General features: G+C 71.6%; 15 protein-coding genes, 2 tRNA genes and 1 riboswitch. Of the genes, 6 read left to right on the top strand and 11 right to left on the bottom strand.

Annotated elements, in window-relative coordinates:
• The first annotated feature begins 67 nt into the window (after nucleotides 1–67).
• Nucleotides 68–1,069 (top strand): hypothetical protein, encoded by a 1,002-nt coding sequence (locus tag ACWEPF_RS21705; RefSeq protein WP_452173811.1) that lies wholly within the window; start codon nucleotides 68–70, stop codon nucleotides 1,067–1,069.
• A gap of 80 nt (nucleotides 1,070–1,149) precedes the next feature.
• On the opposite strand, the gene clpX is transcribed toward ACWEPF_RS21705, so the two are convergent.
• From clpX to ACWEPF_RS21730, 5 genes are all read right to left on the bottom strand, one after another.
• Complete coding sequence (gene clpX / locus ACWEPF_RS21710; protein WP_345289180.1) at nucleotides 1,150–2,439, bottom strand: ATP-dependent Clp protease ATP-binding subunit ClpX; 1,290 nt, start codon at nucleotides 2,437–2,439, stop codon at nucleotides 1,150–1,152.
• Nucleotides 2,440–2,680: 241 nt separating this feature from the next.
• Nucleotides 2,681–3,328 (bottom strand): ATP-dependent Clp protease proteolytic subunit, encoded by a 648-nt coding sequence (locus ACWEPF_RS21715; RefSeq protein WP_345289179.1) that lies wholly within the window; start codon nucleotides 3,326–3,328, stop codon nucleotides 2,681–2,683.
• 56 nt (nucleotides 3,329–3,384) lie between these two features.
• Entirely contained in the window at nucleotides 3,385–4,002 is a 618-nt protein-coding gene (locus ACWEPF_RS21720; RefSeq protein ID WP_380149994.1) for an ATP-dependent Clp protease proteolytic subunit, read from the bottom strand.
• A gap of 220 nt (nucleotides 4,003–4,222) precedes the next feature.
• A complete protein-coding gene (gene tig, locus ACWEPF_RS21725) occupies nucleotides 4,223–5,584 on the bottom strand; it encodes a trigger factor (RefSeq protein WP_345289178.1) in 1,362 nt (453 codons plus the stop codon).
• 327 nt (nucleotides 5,585–5,911) lie between these two features.
• A tRNA-Pro gene (locus ACWEPF_RS21730) sits at nucleotides 5,912–5,985 on the bottom strand.
• A gap of 185 nt (nucleotides 5,986–6,170) precedes the next feature.
• Here ACWEPF_RS21730 and ACWEPF_RS21735 point away from each other — a divergent pair.
• A tRNA-Gly gene (locus ACWEPF_RS21735) sits at nucleotides 6,171–6,241 on the top strand.
• A 68-nt stretch (nucleotides 6,242–6,309) separates the two neighbouring features.
• On the opposite strand, the gene ACWEPF_RS21740 is transcribed toward ACWEPF_RS21735, so the two are convergent.
• Entirely contained in the window at nucleotides 6,310–7,335 is a 1,026-nt protein-coding gene (locus ACWEPF_RS21740) for a M23 family metallopeptidase (RefSeq protein WP_452173812.1), read from the bottom strand.
• 2 nt (nucleotides 7,336–7,337) lie between these two features.
• Nucleotides 7,338–7,487: riboswitch (cyclic di-AMP (ydaO/yuaA leader) on the bottom strand.
• 369 nt (nucleotides 7,488–7,856) lie between these two features.
• Between ACWEPF_RS21740 and ACWEPF_RS21745 the strand changes: the two genes are divergently transcribed.
• Nucleotides 7,857–8,585, top strand: coding sequence for a DUF6348 family protein (locus ACWEPF_RS21745; RefSeq protein ID WP_452173813.1), 729 nt, complete (start codon nucleotides 7,857–7,859; stop codon nucleotides 8,583–8,585).
• Between the two features lie 63 nt (nucleotides 8,586–8,648).
• Here ACWEPF_RS21745 and ACWEPF_RS21750 read toward each other — a convergent pair whose 3' ends face one another.
• Together ACWEPF_RS21750 and ACWEPF_RS21755 are read right to left on the bottom strand one after the other, a co-directional pair.
• Nucleotides 8,649–8,843, bottom strand: a complete 195-nt coding sequence (locus ACWEPF_RS21750) for a hypothetical protein (protein WP_345289174.1) — start codon at nucleotides 8,841–8,843, stop codon at nucleotides 8,649–8,651.
• A 329-nt stretch (nucleotides 8,844–9,172) separates the two neighbouring features.
• A complete protein-coding gene (locus ACWEPF_RS21755) occupies nucleotides 9,173–10,408 on the bottom strand; it encodes a PP2C family protein-serine/threonine phosphatase (RefSeq protein WP_380149972.1) in 1,236 nt (411 codons plus the stop codon).
• Between the two features lie 247 nt (nucleotides 10,409–10,655).
• On the opposite strand from ACWEPF_RS21755, the gene ACWEPF_RS21760 reads away from it, so the two are divergent.
• Nucleotides 10,656–11,903 carry a GNAT family N-acetyltransferase gene (locus ACWEPF_RS21760; RefSeq protein ID WP_452173814.1) on the top strand — a complete coding sequence of 416 codons (1,248 nt, stop codon included), beginning with the start codon at nucleotides 10,656–10,658 and terminating at the stop codon, nucleotides 11,901–11,903.
• A 164-nt stretch (nucleotides 11,904–12,067) separates the two neighbouring features.
• Here the strand turns inward: ACWEPF_RS21760 and ACWEPF_RS21765 are convergent, their stop codons facing one another.
• Nucleotides 12,068–12,553, bottom strand: a complete 486-nt coding sequence (locus ACWEPF_RS21765; protein ID WP_345289172.1) for a ribose-5-phosphate isomerase — start codon at nucleotides 12,551–12,553, stop codon at nucleotides 12,068–12,070.
• 51 nt (nucleotides 12,554–12,604) lie between these two features.
• The gene (locus tag ACWEPF_RS21770; RefSeq protein ID WP_449795524.1) at nucleotides 12,605–13,207 is read right to left on the bottom strand and encodes a biotin transporter BioY; all 603 of its coding nucleotides are present in this window, start codon (nucleotides 13,205–13,207) and stop codon (nucleotides 12,605–12,607) included.
• Between the two features lie 270 nt (nucleotides 13,208–13,477).
• On the opposite strand from ACWEPF_RS21770, the gene ACWEPF_RS21775 reads away from it, so the two are divergent.
• The gene (locus tag ACWEPF_RS21775; protein ID WP_452173815.1) at nucleotides 13,478–14,887 is read left to right on the top strand and encodes an amino acid permease; all 1,410 of its coding nucleotides are present in this window, start codon (nucleotides 13,478–13,480) and stop codon (nucleotides 14,885–14,887) included.
• Between the two features lie 178 nt (nucleotides 14,888–15,065).
• Here the strand turns inward: ACWEPF_RS21775 and ACWEPF_RS21780 are convergent, their stop codons facing one another.
• A complete protein-coding gene (locus ACWEPF_RS21780) occupies nucleotides 15,066–15,698 on the bottom strand; it encodes a mycothiol-dependent nitroreductase Rv2466c family protein (RefSeq protein ID WP_452173816.1) in 633 nt (210 codons plus the stop codon).
• A 169-nt stretch (nucleotides 15,699–15,867) separates the two neighbouring features.
• On the opposite strand from ACWEPF_RS21780, the gene pepN reads away from it, so the two are divergent.
• Complete coding sequence (gene pepN / locus ACWEPF_RS21785; protein WP_452173817.1) at nucleotides 15,868–18,432, top strand: aminopeptidase N; 2,565 nt, start codon at nucleotides 15,868–15,870, stop codon at nucleotides 18,430–18,432.
• Nucleotides 18,433–18,646 lie beyond the last annotated feature (214 nt).

Genomic DNA, 18,646 nt, shown 5'->3' on the forward strand with positions numbered 1-18,646 from the left:
ACCCATGCGGTACCGTGCCCTACTCACCGTTGGAACGCCGCCGGGGGCGGCGATAGGGGGAGTACTGATGTACGGACCACCGCAGGACCAGCCGCAGCAACCGTACGGCCAGCCTCCGCAGTTCGGCGCACCGCAGCCCCCCTACGGTCAGCCGCAGGCACAGCCGCAGCCCCCGTACGGCCAGCCCGCCCCGCCTCCGCCGCCCGGCTACGGCTACCCGCAGGCGCCCCAACAGCAGCCTCCCGCACCGCAGTTCGGCGCACCGCAGCCCCCGTACGGCCAGCCCCAGCCGCAGCCCCAGGGGTACGGCTACCCGCAGGCGCAGCCGCAGCCCCAGCCCTACGGCCAGCCCGGCTACGGGCAGCCGCAGTTCGGCCAGCCGGTGCCGGCCCCGCCGAAGAACAACGCCCCCGCCATCGTGATCGGCGTCCTGGTCGGCGCCCTGGTGCTCGGCGGTGGCGGCTACGCGGCCTGGAAGGCCACCCAGGACGACACCACGACCTCCTCCTCCACCGGCGGCTCCTCGGGCGGCAGCTCCGGCAGCTCCGGCAGCTCCGGCAGCTCCGGCAAGAGCTCGGCCGGCAAGTACAAGCTGGCCGCCCCGCCGACCCTGCCCGGCGGCTACGTGCTGAAGTCCAGCAAGGACGCCCCGGCCGGCTCGGCGGTGGCCGGCGCCAGCTACGAGGGCGGCCTGCTGGCCAGCTACAACAAGGGCAAGGACCTGATGGACACCATCACCATCGGCGGCTCCTGGGGCAAGGTCGACAACCCCAAGGAGATCATCAAGCAGGTCAACACCCAGATGACCACCACCGGCAAGCTCAGCTGGAAGACCCCGCTGGCGGAGGTCCCGGCCGAGGACACCAAGGACAAGGGCGGCTACCTGTCCTGCGGCGTGGCCACCGCCAGCACCGTGGACATCCCGATCTGCGTCTGGGCGAACCACTCCGGCTTCGGCTCGGTGACCTTCAGCAAGCTCAGCCTGACCGGCTCCACCAGCGCGATCAGCCCGTCCGAGGCCGCCTCGCAGAGCCGCGGCATCCGGGACGCCATGATGGCCCCCAAGTAGGCACCCCGCGCACGGCGGAGACAAGCGGCGGCCCCCGTCCTCACCGAGGAGGACGGGGGCCGCCGTGTCGTGACCGGGCGTCAGGCGCTCTTGTCGCGCCGCTCGCGCTTGATCATGTCGCGCGGGACCAGCGTCGGGATGGCGTGCTTGGAGACCACGTCACCGGTGACCACCACGCGGGCGACGTCCTGACGGGACGGCACCTCGTACATCACCGACATCAGCACCTCCTCCATGATGGCCCGCAGGCCACGGGCGCCGGTGCCGCGCAGGATCGCCTGGTCCGCGATGGCCTCCAGCGCGTCGCGGCTGAACTCCAGCTCCACGCCGTCGAGTTCGAAGAGCTTGCGGTACTGCTTCACCAGCGCGTTCTTCGGCTCGGTGAGGATCTGCAGCAGCGCCTCGCGGTCGAGGTTGTGCACGCTGGTGATCACCGGGAGGCGGCCGATGAACTCGGGGATCATGCCGAACTTGACCAAGTCCTCCGGCATCACCTGGCGGAAGTGGTCACTGGCGTCCGACTCGCGCTTGGATCGGATCGTGGCCCCGAAGCCGATGCCCTTGGCACCGGCCCGGCCCTCGATGATCCGCTCCAGGCCGGCGAACGCACCGCCGACGATGAACAGGACGTTGGTGGTGTCGATCTGGATGAACTCCTGGTGCGGGTGCTTGCGCCCGCCCTGCGGCGGCACGCTCGCGGTGGTGCCCTCCAGGATCTTCAGCAGCGCCTGCTGCACGCCCTCGCCGGAGACGTCCCGGGTGATCGACGGGTTCTCGCTCTTGCGGGCCACCTTGTCGATCTCGTCGATGTAGATGATCCCGGTCTCGGCCTTCTTGACGTCGTAGTCGGCCGCCTGGATGAGCTTCAGCAGGATGTTCTCGACGTCCTCGCCGACGTAGCCCGCCTCGGTCAGGGCGGTGGCGTCGGCGATCGCGAACGGCACGTTCAGCATCCGGGCCAGCGTCTGCGCCAGCAGGGTCTTGCCGGAGCCCGTCGGGCCCAGCAGCAGGATGTTGGACTTGGCCAGCTCGATCGCGTCCTCGCGGCCGTTCCCACCGCTGCGCCCGGCCTCGCCGGCCTGGACGCGCTTGTAGTGGTTGTAGACCGCGACCGAGAGCGACTTCTTGGCGATGTCCTGGCCGACCACGTACTGGTCGAGGAACTCGTAGATCTCGCGGGGCTTCGGGAGCTCCTCGAACCGCACCTCGGAGGTCTCGGCGAGCTCCTCCTCGATGATCTCGTTGCACAGGTCGATGCACTCGTCGCAGATGTACACGCCTGGCCCGGCGATGAGCTTCTTCACCTGCTTCTGGGACTTGCCGCAGAACGAGCACTTGAGCAGGTCGCCACCGTCTCCGATGCGTGCCACGAGGTGCTTCCCCTTCGCCAGGGGCCCCGCGGGGGTCCGGGGCCTGGTGCTGTGAGGCGATCCTGACCGCGCAGCGGCGGCCGGTCTCGCTAATCCGACGGTACTCTGCCGAGCCGGTAATTCCGCCGTCTTCGACAGGTCTGCCGTACGCCCTGGGCGAATTGATACCGAACAGATGCCGTCGAAGGAAGGGGCGGGACACGGCGGACCGCCGTGCCCCGCCCCAGGAGCCACAGGGGGCTCAGGAGGTCAGCGAGGACTTCCGGGTGGAGATGATCTGGTCGATCAGGCCGTACTCGAGGGCCTCCTCGGCCGTAAGGATCTTGTCCCGCTCGATGTCGTCGCGGACCTGCTCGACCGGCTTGTTGGAGTGCTTGGAGAGCATCTCCTCCAGCTGCTCGCGCATCCGGAAGATCTCCTTGGCCTGGATCTCCAGGTCGGAGACCTGGCCGCGGCCGGTCTCGGTGTACGGCTGGTGGATCAGGATGCGGGCGTTCGGCAGTGCCATCCGCTTGCCGGGGGTGCCCGCGGCCAGCAGCACGGCCGCCGCGGAGGCCGCCTGGCCCATGCAGACGGTGGTGATGTCCGGCTTCACGTACTGCATGGTGTCGTAGATCGCGGTGAGCGCCGTGAAGGAGCCGCCGGGCGAGTTGATGTACATCTGGATCTCGCGGTCCGGGTCCATCGACTCCAGGCAGAGCAGCTGCGCCATGATGTCGTTGGCCGAGACGTCGTCCACCTGGGAGCCGAGGAAGATGATGCGCTCCTCGAACAGCTTGGCGTACGGGTCGTACTCGCGGATGCCCTGCGAGGTGCGCTCGACGAAGCGCGGAACGATGTAACGGCCCTCGGCCCGGGGGGCGGTGAGCTCGGTGCGCGCGTTGTACATGGGGGGTGTGTCCTCCGAAGCGTGACGGTCGGTTGGGTCTGGCTGCCGGTGCCGGATCAGGCGCCGGTGCCGCCGCCGCCGGGAACGTCCGCGGCGCTGTGCATGATCGAGTCGATCAGGCCGTACTCCTTGGCCTCCTCCGGGGTGAACCAGCGGTCCCGGTCGGAGTCCGCGGTGACCCGCTCGAAGGACTGGCCGCTGTGCGCGGCGATCAGCTCGGACATCCGCTTCTTGGTGCGGAGCAGCTGCTCGGCCTGGATCTTGATGTCGGTGGCGGAGCCGCCGAGGCCGGCCGAGGGCTGGTGCATCAGGATGTTGGCGTTCGGCAGCGAGAAGCGCTTGCCCTTGGCACCGGCCGTCAGCAGGAACTGGCCCATCGAGGCCGCCATGCCCATCGCGATGGTGACCACGTCGTTCTTGATGTACTGCATGGTGTCGTAGATCGCCATGCCCGCCGTGATCGAGCCGCCCGGCGAGTTGATGTACAGGTAGATGTCCTTCTCCGGGTCCGCGGCCAGGAGGAGGAGCTGGGCGGTGATCTTGTTGGCGATGTCGTCGTCGACCTGCTGGCCGAGGAAGATGATGCGCTCGTTGAGCAGCCGGTTGTAGACCTGGTCCCCCAGGCCGCCGAGCACGTCACCAGCGGCGGCGTGCGGCGCCATCAGGCCAGGCATCTGCATCTGCGGGAACGTCACTTAGCCACCTGCTCAGTCGAATTGTCGCTGTCTATGGACCCTAACGCGCAGGCCCCTCCTCCGAATCCCCCGCGCGGAACTGTTCGCTGTGAGCGCAGGGTCCGGAAGCGGTTACGGGAACGGCCCGGACCCCCCTGACGGGGTGTCCGGGCCGTTCTCTGACCGTGGGTCAGACCGTGGTGCGGGAAGCGCCGGAGGCTCAGGCCTCGGTGGTCTCCGCCGACTCCTCGGTCTCCTCGTCGTCCTCGAAGGAGACGACCTCACCGTTGGTGTCGGTGACCTTGGCCTGCTCGACGACCAGGGCCAGCGCCTTGCCCCGGGCGACCTCGCCGACCAGCAGCGGGACCTGGTTGGCCTGGACGACCTGCTGGGCGAACTGGTCCGGGGTCATGCCGGAGCCGGCCGCGCGGCGGACCAGGTGCTCGGTGAGCTCGTCCTGGTTGACGCCCAGCTTCTCCTTGTCGACGATCTCGTCGAGCACGAACTGGGTCTTGATGCCCTTCTTGGCCTGCTCCTCGGTCTCCTTGGAGTAGTCCTCGAGGGACTTGTCCTGGGTGGCGAGGTAGGTCTCGAGGGTGAGGCCCATCGGCTCGAGCTGGTGGTGCTCGAGGTTGTGCTTGCGGGTCTCGACCTCGTCCTTGAGGAGCTTCTCCGGGTACTCCATCTCGACCAGCTTCAGCAGCTCGTCGAGGACCCGCTCCTGGGCCTGGGTGGCCTGGTCGAACTCACGCATGCGCTCCAGGCGCTTGCGGGAGTCGGCCTTCAGGTCCTCCAGGGTGTCGAACTCGCTCGCCAGCTGCGCGAACTCGTCGTCCAGCTCCGGGAGTTCCTTCTCCTGGACGGTGGTGACGGTGACGGTCACCTCGGAGCTCTTGCCGGCCTGGGTGCCGCCCTTGAGCTCGGTGGTGAAGGTCTTGGTCTCGCCGGCCGAGAGGCCGACGACGGCCTCGTCGATGCCGTCCAGCAGGCGGCCCGAGCCGATCTCGTAGCTGACGCCGGTGGCGGTGCCGTCCTCCGGCACCTCACCGTCGACCTTGGCCTCCAGGTCGACGATCACGACGTCGCCCTCGGCGGCGGCGCGCTCGACGTCCTTGACCGAGGAGAAGCGCTCGCGCAGCTGCTCCAGGGACTTCTCCACGTCGGCGTCCTCGACCACGATCGGGTCGACGGTCACCTCGATGCCGGCGAAGTCGGGCAGGGTGATCTCCGGGCGGACGTCGACCTCGGCCACGAAGGTGAGGTCACCACCGTCGGCCAGGTTCTCGACGCCCTGGATGTCGGTGATCTCGGGCTGGCCGAGGACCTCGATCTTGCCCTCGTCGACGGCCTGCGTGTAGAAGCGCGGCAGCGCGTCGTTGACGGCCTCCTCCAGCACGGCGGCGCGACCGAAGCGCTGGTCGATCACCTTGGCCGGAATCTTGCCCTTGCGGAAGCCCGGGACAGAGACCTGCGAGTTGATCTTCTTGTAGGCCGCGTCGAGGCTCGGCTTGAGCTCCTCGAAAGGCACCTCGACGGTGAGTCGAACCCGGGTCGGGTTCAGAGTCTCGACGGCGCTCTTCACGGTTGGGTCTCCTATGGGCTTGCGGTCAGGTTGTCTCCGCCGTTGCCGGCCGGCGGGCCGGGCGCGGTGCGGGCGAGACGGGCGATGGGCGGTTGGAGCTGCATCTCCCGTACAAGGGGGTGGACGGTGAGCTTGACTCCTCGCCCTCGGGCGGTTGACCTGCACGGATCTGCGCAGGGACTACCGCCAGCCGCCCATCCTACCGGTAGCACGAAAGGCGGACGCCAGGGTGCTGCCACACGGATGACGGGACCCCGCGCGAGGACCCCCGGACGGCCCCCGGGACGCCAACAGGGCCCCGCCTTCGGACGAGACCCTGCCGCACTGTCGGGGTGGCCGGATTCGAACCGACGGCCTTCCGCTCCCAAAGCGGACGCGCTACCAAACTGCGCCACACCCCGTGGTGCCGAGAGGAAGCGTACACGCCACCCCACACCCCCACGGCCGTTCCCACGGGCGGCCGTTGACGGTCCCGGCGGGCGGCCCCGACGTGCCGGAGCGTCAAAGCGGTGTGCGAGCAGGCGACCCGACCAGGTACGCTGACCCTGTCCTCGGGACCGCAGCACGCGGCCACGGGGCGTCCTGTGCGGGTGTAGCTCAATGGTAGAGCCCCAGTCTTCCAAACTGGTCACGCGAGTTCGATTCTCGTCACCCGCTCCGCGAAAGGCTCCGGCCCCCGGTCACTGACCGGGGGCCGGAGCCTTTCTGACGTCGTCTCAGTCTTCTCAGACGTTGACGCCGTGGGCGCGCAGGTACGCGACCGGGTCGACGTCGGAGCCGTAGGAGGCGCCGGTGCGGACCTCGAAGTGCAGGTGCGGGCCGGTCACGTTGCCGGTGGCACCCGAGAGGCCGATCTGCTGGCCGGCCGAGACGGTCTGGCCGGCCGAGACGCCGATCGAGGAGAGGTGGGCGTACTCGGAGTACTTGCCGTCCGCGTGACGGATGACGACCTCGTTGCCGTAGGCGCCGCCGTTGCCGGCCTTGACCACGGTGCCCGAGGTGATGGCCTTCACACTGGTGCCGGTGGAGGCGCGGAAGTCCACACCGGTGTGGTAGCCGCTGGACCAGCTGGAGCCGGAGGCGTGGTACGCGGTGGAGGTGCCGCCGCTGACCGGGGCCACGTAACCGCCGGAGGCGACGGTGGTGGAGGTCTCAGCCTTGGGCGCGGCGGCCTTCGGGGCGGCGGCCTTGGGCGCGGCGGCCTTCGGAGCCGCGGCCTGCGGGGCGGCGGCCTTGGGGGTCGCGGCCTTCGGGGCCGGGGTGGAGGCCTTGGAGCGCGAGGCCTTGGTGGTGTCCGCGGACTCGGTGCTCTTGGACTGCTGCTGCGGGGCCGGGGTCTGGGCCGGCGCCGGGGCGGCGACCGCTGCCGTACCCGCGAGCGAGAGGTTCTGGCCCGGGTAGATCAGGTTCGGGTTGCCGCCGATGACGGACCGGTTGTCCTGGTAGAGCTTCTGCCAGCCGCCCTCGACCTGCTGGGCGGAGGCGATCTTCGAGAGGGTGTCGCCGCTGACGACCTGGTAGGCCTTGGCCTCGGCGGCCGGGGCGGCGGCCGGAGCCTGGGCGGGCGCGGCGGCCGGGGCGGACTCGGCCACCACGGCGGTGACGGCGGCGGCCTCGGGGGCGGCGGCCGGGGTGTGGCTCTGGTGCGCGCTGGCGGCGCTGACCGGGACGGCGAACGCGGCGCCGACCACACCGGTGGCGACCGCGATGCGGGTCAGACGGGACAGCTGGACGCGACGGTGCTTGCCCATGGGGCTTTCCTCTCCGACGCCTGTGAGGTGAGCTGTCGGGTTCGGGCTGGAGATGCCCGGCCGCTGGCGCGGCTTCACCCCTAGCCGGACCGGCGTACCGGTACGGCGACTTACCTGTGGGTCCCCCACTCCTGCCATGGCTGTGCTTGTTCGAGGCTCCGGATGGTGGCAGGACTCGGCGTTCCACCCGGTGGGCCCGTCCGGTCGATCCGCCGGACTGGATCCGCAGCTAAGCCCATCGCCCCGGCCGCTGGCAACCCCGGGTTGAACGATCAACGACGATCGGGCGGGACCAAAGTCACTCCGGGCCGGGGACTTCGGCCCTTGGCGGCCATGATCGCTGACCCTGGGCCGATCCTCCGTGCACGCAGGGTGTCGAATGCGACGGTCCGGGTACGGCCCTGCGCGCTCCGTCGGCAGGCGCCGTGACACCGGTCACGCCAGGCCGATACGCTCGCCGTTCGAGGTTCCCGTTCGAGAACAGAGCGCCGCCGTCCGGGCGGCACCGAGGAGATCCGCCCGTGCCCCACGAGGAGCGGCTGGCCGTCATCCGACGCGGAGTGGTCCGCGAGATGGCCCGCCTGGGCCTGGAGTTCACCGTGGACGGTGCGGTGGTCCGGGGGCCCGGCACCACCGCCGTGGCGGTCCGCGACCACGCCGAGCGGGGCACCACCGGCCACGTCGACCTCGGCTACGTCCTCCAGCTCGGCCGGGGCGACGGTCCGGTGGTCTGGGACTGCGCGGCGGGCTTCGGCGGCGACGACGCCGAGCAGCTCGACAACGCGGTGATGATCTGGGCCGGCACCACCGCCACCGCCGTGCTCCAACTCCTGGACGGCGGGCACGCGTTCAGCACTCCCGAGTTCCCCGGCTGGCGGGTGGTGCAGAGCCCGGCGGCCACCTTCGGCACCGGCTCGGAGCTGCTCGCCGACTGGCTCGCGGAGCAGCACTCCTCCCCCGCGCTGGCCGCCGCCGTGCTGCCGGAGCTGGTGCCCGGCCAGGTCAACGGCGTGAAGCTGTTCTTCGGCGGCAAGGCCGGCCACGACGTGGCCGAGGTGCGGGTGAACGGCCGGGTCAGCAGCGCGGCCTCGCGGGCCCTGCGCGCACAGGACTGGCCGCGCGGCGAACGGCTCTGCTGGGCGCGGCTGTTCCTGGTGTTCGCGCCCGAGCCCGAGGCACCGCCGGAGCGCGCGGCGGCGCCCGCACCACCGCGCGGAAGACTCGCGCGCTGGTGGCGGGGACGGCGCTGACCCACCGTCAGGCGGGCCCGCGACCGGACGCCTCCCGGCCGGGCTGGCCGGGGTGGCGGCTGCTCAGCTGGCGACCGAGGAGATGGTCTGCGCGAGCTGGCTGAGGAAGTCCTGGATCGGCTTGGCCGCCGTGGACTGGCTCAGCATGAAGCCGAAGAGCGCGGCGATGATGGCATGGCTGGTCTTCAACTGCTTGTTGCGGATGAAGATCACGCAGATGATGCCGAACAGGACCAGGGCTGAGACGGAGAAGGCCACCCGGACTCACTTCCTCTTTCTACGTAGCGAGTTTCGTGGCGGGCCCAATCCCCCGAGCAATCCCCCGGACCCCCCGAGAACCGACCGTCCCACCCGGACTCAGTGTGGTCGTTCGTGCGGACTGCGTAAAGGACTTGCCGTGAGCAGGCCCCGAAGATCCTGCGATGTGAGACGAATTTCCGCCGACCGAGACGATAGCCGAGCAGGCCTGACGGTCCGTCGGCAGGGCCGCCCCAACTGGCACTTGGCGGCTCCGGGCGGTCCTAGATCCACTTTCCGGACTATGCCCCAGGAATGGCCGAAGATCGGCGTCGGGACTTGACAGTCGGTCAGCCCCGCCAGAGCAGCAGGACCGCGCGGTCGTCGTTGACGTCCTTGGCCACCGACTCGATGAGCTTCACCGCCGAGCCGCGGCCGCCGAGTTGGGCGAACGGGGCGCCCCCGACCAGCCGGTCCGCCTCGCCCATCAGCCGGTCCATGCCCTCGGTGAGGTCACGGCCGGGCACCTCCACCATGCCGTCGGTGCAGAGCATCAGCACGTCGCCGCGGTCCAACCGGCCGCGCACGCCCTCGAACTTGGCGCCGTCGTACACCCCGAGCAGCCCGCCCTCGGGGGCCTCCATCACGTCCCAGCGGCCGGTGCCGGCGTGCCGCTGCATGCCGGGCAGGTGGCCGGCCGAGAGCAGCTCGTACTCGCCGGTGTCCAGGTCGAGCACCAGGTGGACGGCGGTGGCGAAGCCCTCGTCCCAGTCCTGGCGGAGCAGGTAGCCGTTGGCCGCGGGCAGGAACTCGTGCGCCGGGAGCGAGCCCAGCAGGCCGCCGAACGCACCGGAGAGCAGCAGGGCGCGCGAACCGGCGTCCATGCCCTTGCCGGAGACGTCCGCCAGCACCACCTCCAGCACCCGGCGGCCCGGCCCGGTGCGGGCCGCCACCACGAAGTCGCCCGAGAAGGACTGGCCGCCGGCCGGGCGCAGCGCCATGTCCGCCGACCAGCCCTCGGGCAGCGGGGGCACCCGGCTCTGCACCCGCAGCCGCTCGCGCAGGTCGAACAGCATCGAGCCGCCGCCCCGCCAGGGCACCCCGACCCGGCTGCGGAACTGGGCGAGCAGCAGACCGGCCACCCCGACCGCACCGACCACCAGCGCGGCACCGGGGGTCACGCCGAAGACGTAGGTGTCCGGGTGGTCGCTGGCCACCCGCTCCCCGGTGTGGATCAGCGACTCGGTGGAGAGCCCGAGCGCGGCGGCCGCGTAGAGCAGCACCAGGGTGCCCGGCCGCAGCAGCAGCGCCCCGGCCAGGATCGGCAGCACCAGTGCGGTGGGCGGGGCCCAGGCCGGGATCAGCACGTTGAGCAGCACCAGCAGCGGGACGGCGGCGAACAGCACCCCGAAGGCCAGCCAGTCGGCGGCGTCCCCGCGGAAGTGGTCCACGGCGGTCCGGCGCAGCACTCGGCGGGCCCGGTACAGCCTGCCGCGCAACCGGGCCGTCCACGGGCCGTCGGCCGCCGCTGCGGCCTGGCCCGTGCCAGTCGTCCGGGGCTCGGAGCCCGGCGTGCTGCCAGCCATGGGCCTTGACCTTATCCACCGGCACCCGGTGCCGTCGACGGGTGGGGCGGCGCCGGGCGCGTTCACGGGTGAGGGTTCAGCGGGTTTCGGCCGTGCGGACGGTGTGGGTCCGGTGTGGGCCCGGCGGGCACGCGACGGCGGCGCGGCGGCGGCGCGAAGGGGACCCCCGTCGAATGTCGGTCGCGCACGACGGATGCTCGGTGATAGCTCTTGGCATATGACCGCACACCGTACGACTTCTGACGACATGCCAGGTGACGCCCTGGACTTCCGCCCGCTCGCCGCCGAGGACTGGGACCGCTGGTACCGGAACCTGGAGGTGGCCTTCGGCGGGTCCGAGGACTTCCCCGAGGACCGGGAGCTGTGGCGGGAGCTGACCGAACTGGACCGCTCGGTCGGGGTCTGGGACGGCGACCACCCGGTGGGCGGCGCCAGCGCGTTCAGCTTCCGGATGGCCGTCCCCGGCGGTGCCGTGGTCCCGGCCGCCGGCGTCACCATGGTCGGCGTGCTGCCCACCCACCGGCGGCGGGGCGTCCTCAGCAGGCTGATGCGCGACCAGCTCGACGAGGTCCGGCGGCGCGGCGAGGCACTGGCGGTGCTGACCGCCTCGGAGTCGCTCATCTACGGACGCTTCGGCTACGGCCTCGGCACCTGGCGGATGGGGGTCACCGTGCCCCGACGGGTCGGGCTGCGGGCCCCGGTGGACCGTTCGGTACGGCTGCGGTTGGTGGCACCGGAGTCGGTGGTGGCGGCCTGCGAGGAGCTGTACGCGGAACTGGTCCCGCACCGGCCCGGCATGCTGGCCCGTCAGCCCGGCTGGGAGAAGCTGCCGTTGAAGGACCCCGCCGGCGGGCGGGAGGGCGCCTCGCCGCTGCAGTGCGTGGTGGCCGAGGACCGGGCGAGCGGGCAGCTGCTGGGCTACGCCCGGTACGCCGTCGCGATGGACTGGAACGTCTCGGACATCGCCGACGGCACCGTCCGGGTCCGCGACCTGGAGGCCCGGACGCCGGGCGTCCGCGCGGCGCTGGTCGAGTTCCTGCTGGGCCTGGACCTGACCGGGCGGGTGCGGTTCCGCAGCCGCCCGGTGGACGACGCGCTGCTGCACCTGGTGGACGATCCGCGGCGGCTGGAGCCGCAGTTGGTCGACTCGATGTACGTGCGGCTGGTGGAGCTCGGGGCGGCGCTGGAGCAGCGCGGGTACGCGGCGCCGGTGGACGTGGTGCTGGAGGTGTCCGACGCGTTCTGTCCGTGGAACGCCGGGCGGTGGCGGCTGCACTCGGACGGGCCCGGCAAGGGCGCGAGCTGCGTCCGCACCGAGGCGGCGGCCGACCTGGCGCTCGACGTCCGGGAGTTGGGGGCGGCCTACCTCGGCGGCGTCCGGCTCACGGCGCTGGCCGCGGCGGGCCTGGTCTCCGAACTGCGGGACGGCGCCCTGACCGAGGCGACGCGGGCCTTCGCCTCGGACGTCGCCCCCTGGCTGCCGCACGGCTTCTAGCGGGCACCGGAAGGCAGCGACCCAGGGGCGCGAGGAACTGCGCGAATCGGAAGGCGGCTCACCGGCAACTGAAGCTCCGTCAGCCAGTTGCCGGTGCTGCCGTTCCCCTGCGCGCAGTTCCCCGCGCCCCCGGTGTGACCACTCTCGTCAGCCAGGTGCGCCGATCAGCCCTGGGGGTGGTGGGCCGGGATCGGGGGGAGTTCGCCGGTGGTCTCGTAGTCGGCGAGCATCTCGATGCGGCGGGTGTGGCGCTCGGCGCCGCTGTAGGGGGTGTTGAGGAAGACCTCGACGAAGCGGGTGGACTCCTCGACGGTGTGCATCCGGCCGCCGATGCTGATGACGTTGGCGTTGTTGTGCTCGCGGCCGAGCTCGGCGGTCTGCTCGCTCCAGGCGAGCGCCGCGCGCACGCCCTTCACCTTGTTGGCGGCGATCGCCTCGCCGTTGCCCGAGCCGCCGATGACGACGCCGAGCGCCTCGGGGTCGGCGGCGGTCCGCTCGGCCGCCCGGAGGCAGAACGGCGGGTAGTCGTCCTCGGCGTCGTAGACGTGCGGGCCGCAGTCGACCGGCTCGTGGCCGTTCTCCTGGAGCCACTTCACGAGGTGGTTCTTGAGGTCGTATCCGGCATGGTCGGAACCCAGGTACACGCGCATGCGTAAGAGTGTGGCATGCGCGTGTGCCCGGGCCGCCGCCGGTCCGCCGGCTCAGGAGTCGCGTCGCAGCAGCTTCCAGGCCAGCGGCAGCGCGCCCATGGCCAGCAGGACCTTCAGGCCGTCGCCCACCAGGTAGGGGTAGAGCCCGAGTTCGGCCGCGCGGGCCAGCGGGACGCCGAGCGAGAGGGCCAGGTACGGGACGCCGACGGCGTAGATGGCGAGGCTGCCGAGGACCATCGCGCCGGCGGTGCGCAGCGGGCTGCGGTCCGCGCCGCGGCGGGCCAGGGCGCCGACCAGTGCGGCGGCCAGCACGAAGCCGATCACGTAACCGAGGCTGGGCATGGCGAAGCCCGAGCTGCCCTCGGCGAACCAGGGCATGCCCGCCATGCCGGCCAGCAGGTAGAGGCCGAGCGAGGCGACGCCGCGGCGGGTGCCGAGCGCGGTGCCGACCAGCAGGGCGGCGAAGGTCTGGCCGGTGACGGGCACGGGAGAACCGGGGACCGGGACGGAGAGCTGGGCGGCCAGGCCGGTGAGGGCGGCGCCGCCGGCGACCAGGGCGAGCTCGCGGGCCTGGGCGCCGAGACGGGTGGCGGCCTGCGGGAGCAGGTCGGCGAGGACCGGGGTGCGGCCGGGGAGGGTGGTGGCGGTGGCCATCGGCGGGCTCCTGTCACTGAGGTGGGGTGATCACTTAGGAACCTATGCCGACGGAACGGCGCGGACCGGCGTCGGAACCGGCCAAGGGTGGACGGTGGTGCTTGTCGGAACCGTCCTGACTACGACGATCGGTGTAGGCGTTCGCTCACTTTCGGTCAGGAAGATGTCCGGATCGCGGTCTTCGGGGCGCGCGTATTGGCATGTCCAGAAGACCTACCGAATAGTGGACGGATCGTCCCGTAATCCGTACACACGTCTGGACCCACCCTGATGCCCACCCCCTCCTCCCCGCCGACGGTGGAGCCCACCGAGTCCGGCTCGGGCGCCACGCCGACCGGCCAGCTCTCGCACGGCCTGAAGCAGCGTCACCTCTCGATGATCGCGCTCGGCGGAGTGATCGGCGCCGGGCTCTTCGTCGGCTCGGGCGCGGGCATCGCGGCCGCCGGCCCCTCCATCGTGCTGGCCTTCGCGCTCTCCGGCCTGCTGGTCATGCTGGTCATGCGGATGCTCGGCGAGATGTCCGCCGCCCGCCCGGCCAGCGGCTCCTTCTCGGTGCACGCCGAGCGGGAGATCGGCCCCTGGGCCGGACTGACGGTCGGTTGGATGTTCTGGACGCTGCTGTGCGTCGGCGTCGCGGTCGAGGCGATCGGCGCCGCCGGGATCATGGTCAAGTGGTTCCCCGGCTCGCCCAGCTGGGTCTGGGTCGCGCTCTTCATGGCCTTCTTCTGCGCCACCAACCTGGCCGCGGTGAAGAACTTCGGCGAGTTCGAGTTCTGGTTCGCCGCCGTCAAGGTGCTGGCGATCACCGCCTTCCTGGTGATCGGCGTGCTCGCCATCTGCGGCCTGCTGCCCGGCACTTCGGCCCCCGGCACCGCCAACCTCACCGGCCAGGGCGGCTTCTTCCCGAACGGCGCCAGCGGCCTGGTCACCGGCCTGCTCGCCTCGGTCTTCGCCTACGGCGGCCTGGAGACCGTCACCATCGCCGCCGCCGAGTCCGAGGACCCCCGGCGCAGCGTGGCCACCGCGGTGCGCACCGCGATGTGGCGGATCGCCCTCTTCTACGTCGGCTCGATGGCGGTCATCGTCACGCTGGTGCCGTGGAACGACCCCGAGGTGGTCGCCAGCGGCCCGTACGTCGCGGTGCTCGACGCGATCGGCTTCCCGGCGGCCGGGCAGGTCATGAACGTGGTGGTGCTGATCGCCCTGCTGTCGGCCATGAACGCCAACATCTACGGGGCCTCGCGGATGGTGTTCTCGCTGGTGCAGCGCGGGCAGGGGCCCAAGGCGCTGGCCCGGGTGCACGGCGGGGTGCCGCGGATCGCGGTGCTGGCCTCGTCCGCGTTCGGGTTCTTCGCGGTGCTGCTCAGCTTCTGGTGGCCGGAGACGATCTTCGCCTGGCTGCTGAACATGGTCGGCGCGGCGGTGCTCGTGGTGTGGGGGTTCATCGCGGTGGCGCAGCTGCGGATGCGGCGCCGGCTGGAGCGGGAGGCCCCGGAGCTGCTCACCGTCCGGATGTGGGCCTTCCCGTACCTGACCTGGGTCGCCCTCGCGGGGGTCGTCGCGGTGCTCGGCCTGATGACCCTGGACGCCGACAACCGCACCCAGCTCTACTTCACGGCCGGCCTCGCGGTGGTCCTCTCGGTCATCGGCCTGGTGAAGCAACGGACGACCGCGCGGTAGTACGTGATGCCGGGGGCGCGGGGAACTGCGCGAACCGGGAGGCGGCCCACCTGCAACTGACTCACCGTCAGCCAGTTGCAGGTGCTGCCTTTCCAGCCCGCGCAGTTCCCCGCGCCCCTGGGGCCTTCGGCCCTGGGGCACGCGGCTCCGGGGCCGGAGGCCCCAGGGCGTGCAGCGGTTACTCGAAGGACGGGCCTGCGGTGCGGGTGCGCTTGATCTCGTAGAAGCCCGGGGTGGCGGCGACCAGGACGGTGCCGTCCCAGAGGCGGGCGGCGGCCTCGCCGCGGGGGGTGGGGGTGACCACCGGGCCGAAGAAGGCGACGCGGTCGCCGTCGGGGCCGTCGACGGCGATGACCGGGGTGCCGACGTCCTCGCCGACCAGGCCGATGCCCTCCGCGTGGGAGGCCCGCAGGGCGTTGTCGTACTCGGTGGAGTCGGCGGCGTCGGCCAGCTCCGCCGGGAGGCCGGCGGCGAGCAGGGCGGCCTCGATGGTGGCGCGCTCGTTGGGCAGGCCCTGGTTGTGGAAGCGGGTGCCCATCTCGGTGTAGAGGGGGCCGAGGACCTTGTCGCCGTGCTGCTGGGCGGCGGCGATCAGGACGCGGACCGGGCCCCAGGCCTTGTCCAGGAACTCGCGGTACTGCTCGGGGAGGTCGCGGCCCTCGTTGAGGACGGCGAGGCTCATCACGTGCCAGCGGGTCTCGACCGGGCGGAGCTGCTCCACCTCGAGCATCCAGCGGGAGGTCATCCAGGCCCAGGGGCAGCCCGGGTCGAACCAGAAGTCGGCGATCTTCTTGGAGTCGGCGGTCGTCACGGAGGCATCCTTCGCGGGTTCGGGGGCAGTTCCAACCTGACGCAACACGACGGGGTACCTCACTGATTCCGCCAGTCTGTGCAATGGCACAGCGGCGCGGCCGTGAAAGGATGCCCCCGGGGACGACCCCCCACCCTCACCGTACGAGCGAGACAAAGGAGTACCGCCCGTGCCGGGCAAGAACCTGAGCCGCGAGGAAGCCCAGCAGCGGGCCGCGATCCTCTCCGTGGACGGCTACCGCGTCCACCTCGATGTCACCTCCGCCGTCGACCCGGCGGCCGCGACCTTCCGGTCCACCTCCACCATCGCCTTCCGGTGCTCCGAGCCCGGTGCGGCGAGCTTCGCCGACCTGCTGGCGCCGGCGGTCCGCTCCGTCACCCTGAACGGGACCGCGCTGGACCCGGCCGAGGTCTTCGACGGGACCCGGGTGCGACTGGCGGGGCTGGCCGCCGAGAACCTGCTGGTGGTGGAGGCGGACTGCGCCTACAGCCGCACCGGCGAGGGCCTGCACCGCTTCGTCGACCCGGTGGACGGCGAGACGTACCTCTACACGCACTACGAGCCGGCCGACGCCCGGCGGGTGTTCGCCAACTTCGAACAGCCCGACCTGAAGGCCCCGTTCACCTTCACGGTGACCGCCCCGGCCGCCTGGGACGTGTACGCCAACGCGGTGCACACCGAGGTCACCGAGGACGGTGCCGCGCGCACCTGGGAGTTCGCGCCGACCCGGCCGATCTCCACCTACCTGACCGCCGTGGTGGCCGGGCCGTACCACGTCGAACGGGACCACTACAGCCGGGAGTTGAAGGACGGCTCGACGCTGGAGATCCCGCTCGCGGCCACCTGCCGCAAGTCGCTGGCCAAGTACTTCGACGCGGACGAGATCTTCACCGTCACCAAGCAGGGCCTGGACTTCTTCCACACCGAGTTCGACTACCCGTACCCGTTCGGGAAGTACGACCAGTGCTTCGTGCCGGAGTACAACATCGGCGCGATGGAGAACCCGGGCTGCGTGACCTTCCGGGAGGAGTTCGTCTTCCGGTCGAAGGTCACCGAGGCCGCGTACGAGGGCCGGGCCAACGTCATCCTGCACGAGATGGCGCACATGTGGTTCGGCGACCTGGTCACCATGAAGTGGTGGGACGACCTCTGGCTGAAGGAGTCCTTCGCGGACTTCATGGGCTCCTACGGCCTGATCGGCGCGGGCACCAAGTACACCGCCGCCTGGATCACCTTCGCCAACCGGCGCAAGGCCTGGGCGTACCGGCAGGACCAGTTCCCGACCACCCACCCGATCACGGCCGACATCCGTGACCTGGAGGACGCCAAGCTCAACTTCGACGGCATCACCTACGCCAAGGGCGCCTCGGTGCTCAAACAGCTGGTGGCGTACGTCGGCGCGGACGCCTTCTTCGAGGGCGCCCGCCAGTACTTCAAGCGGCACGCCTTCGGGAACACGGTGCTGGACGACCTGCTGGTGGCGCTGGAGGAGACCAGCGGACGGGACCTCAGGTCCTGGGCCGCCGCCTGGCTGCAGACCTCCGGGGTGAACGTCCTCACCCCGCAGCTGACCGTGGACGCCGAGGGCCGGATCACCGAGCTGGCCGTGCTCCAGGACGGCGAGCCGTCCCGCCCGCACCGGATCGCGGTCGGCCTCTACGAGCGCGACACCGACGGCGCGCTGGTGCGCACCGAGCGGGTCGAGCTGGACGTCACCGGCGCCCGCACCGTGGTGGACAGGCTGGCCGGCAAGCCGCGCCCGGCGCTGGTGCTGCTGAACGACGACGACCTGACGTACTGCAAGGTCCGCTTCGACGACCGCTCGCTGGCCACCCTGCGCGAGGGCCTGGGCGAGATCTCCGCGCCGCTGAGCCGGGCCCTGGCCTGGTCCGCGGTCTGGAACCTGACCCGGGACGGGCTGATGCCGACCCGCGACTACCTGGACCTGGTGGACCGCTTCGCCGGGACCGAGTCGGACATCGGCGTGCTGCAGTCGCTGCACCAGCAGTCCCGGGCGGCGCTCGACCTGTACGCCGCGCCGGAGCACCGGGGCGAGGGCGAGCGTCTGCTGGCCGCCTGCGCGCTGCGCGAGCTGCGCGCCGCCGAGCCGGGCAGTGACCACCAGCTGGCCTGGGCCCGCTTCCTGGCGCAGACCGCCGACGGGGCCGAGCACCTGCAGCTGATCGAGGGCCTGCTGGCCGGCAGCGCCCGGATCGACGGGCTGACGGTGGACCAGGAGCTGCGCTGGTCGCTCTGGTTGGCGCTGGCCTCGGCCGGCCGGGCCACCGCGGAGCAGCTCGACGGCGAGCTGGAGCTGGACAACACCGCCAGCGGCCGCCAGCACCTGACGCACTGTCTGGCCGCGCTGCCCACCCCGGGGGCCAAGGCCACCGCGTGGGCCGCCGTGATGGACTCCGACGAGCTGCCCAACGCCCTGGTCGAGGCCCAGATCGCGGGCTTCGCGCAGGCCGGGCAGCGGGAGCTGACCGCCGGGTACGCCGCCCCCTACTTCGAGGTGATCGAGGAGGTCTGGGCGCAGCGCTCGATCGAGATCGCGATGCGGATCGTGAGCGGCTTCTTCCCGCGCTTCCAGACCGACGAGGCCACCCTGGCCGCGACCGACGCCTGGCTGGCCGGGCACCCGCAGGCCGCTCCGGCGCTGCGCCGCCTGGTCCTGGAGTGCCGGGACGACCTGGCCCGCGCCCTGCGGGCGCAGGCCGCCGACCGGGCCTAGCCGCTGGGGCTGTCTCCTCGGCGGGGTCAGATCGGGCCGCGTCGTCGGGGTGCGTGGCTCGGCGCCGCCGAGGAGGGAGTCCATGCGGAGCATCGGCGACCGACGAGAAGGTGGCGAGGTGCGTGCCCCGGCGACGCGGCCCTGGCCCTGTCGAGGAGACAGCCCCGAGCACGCCGAGGGGCCCGGTCCTTCCCGGACCGGGCCCCTCGGGTGT

It is taken from the genome of Kitasatospora sp. NPDC004289 (assembly GCF_053602875.1).

What these genes read in the sequence shown, in the direction of transcription:
- ACWEPF_RS21760 (WP_452173814.1), top strand. Translation starts at nt 10,656, where the DNA reads ATGCCAGGTGACGCCCTGGACTTCCGCCCGCTCGCCGCCGAGGACTGG.
- ACWEPF_RS21765 (WP_345289172.1), bottom strand. Translation starts at nt 12,553, where the DNA reads ATGCGCGTGTACCTGGGTTCCGACCATGCCGGATACGACCTCAAGAAC.
- ACWEPF_RS21715 (WP_345289179.1), bottom strand. Translation starts at nt 3,328, where the DNA reads ATGTACAACGCGCGCACCGAGCTCACCGCCCCCCGGGCCGAGGGCCGT.
- ACWEPF_RS21740 (WP_452173812.1), bottom strand. Translation starts at nt 7,335, where the DNA reads ATGGGCAAGCACCGTCGCGTCCAGCTGTCCCGTCTGACCCGCATCGCG.
- ACWEPF_RS21705 (WP_452173811.1), top strand. Translation starts at nt 68, where the DNA reads ATGTACGGACCACCGCAGGACCAGCCGCAGCAACCGTACGGCCAGCCT.
- ACWEPF_RS21720 (WP_380149994.1), bottom strand. Translation starts at nt 4,002, where the DNA reads ATGCCTGGCCTGATGGCGCCGCACGCCGCCGCTGGTGACGTGCTCGGC.
- ACWEPF_RS21775 (WP_452173815.1), top strand. Translation starts at nt 13,478, where the DNA reads ATGCCCACCCCCTCCTCCCCGCCGACGGTGGAGCCCACCGAGTCCGGC.
- ACWEPF_RS21755 (WP_380149972.1), bottom strand. Translation starts at nt 10,408, where the DNA reads ATGGCTGGCAGCACGCCGGGCTCCGAGCCCCGGACGACTGGCACGGGC.
- ACWEPF_RS21770 (WP_449795524.1), bottom strand. Translation starts at nt 13,207, where the DNA reads ATGGCCACCGCCACCACCCTCCCCGGCCGCACCCCGGTCCTCGCCGAC.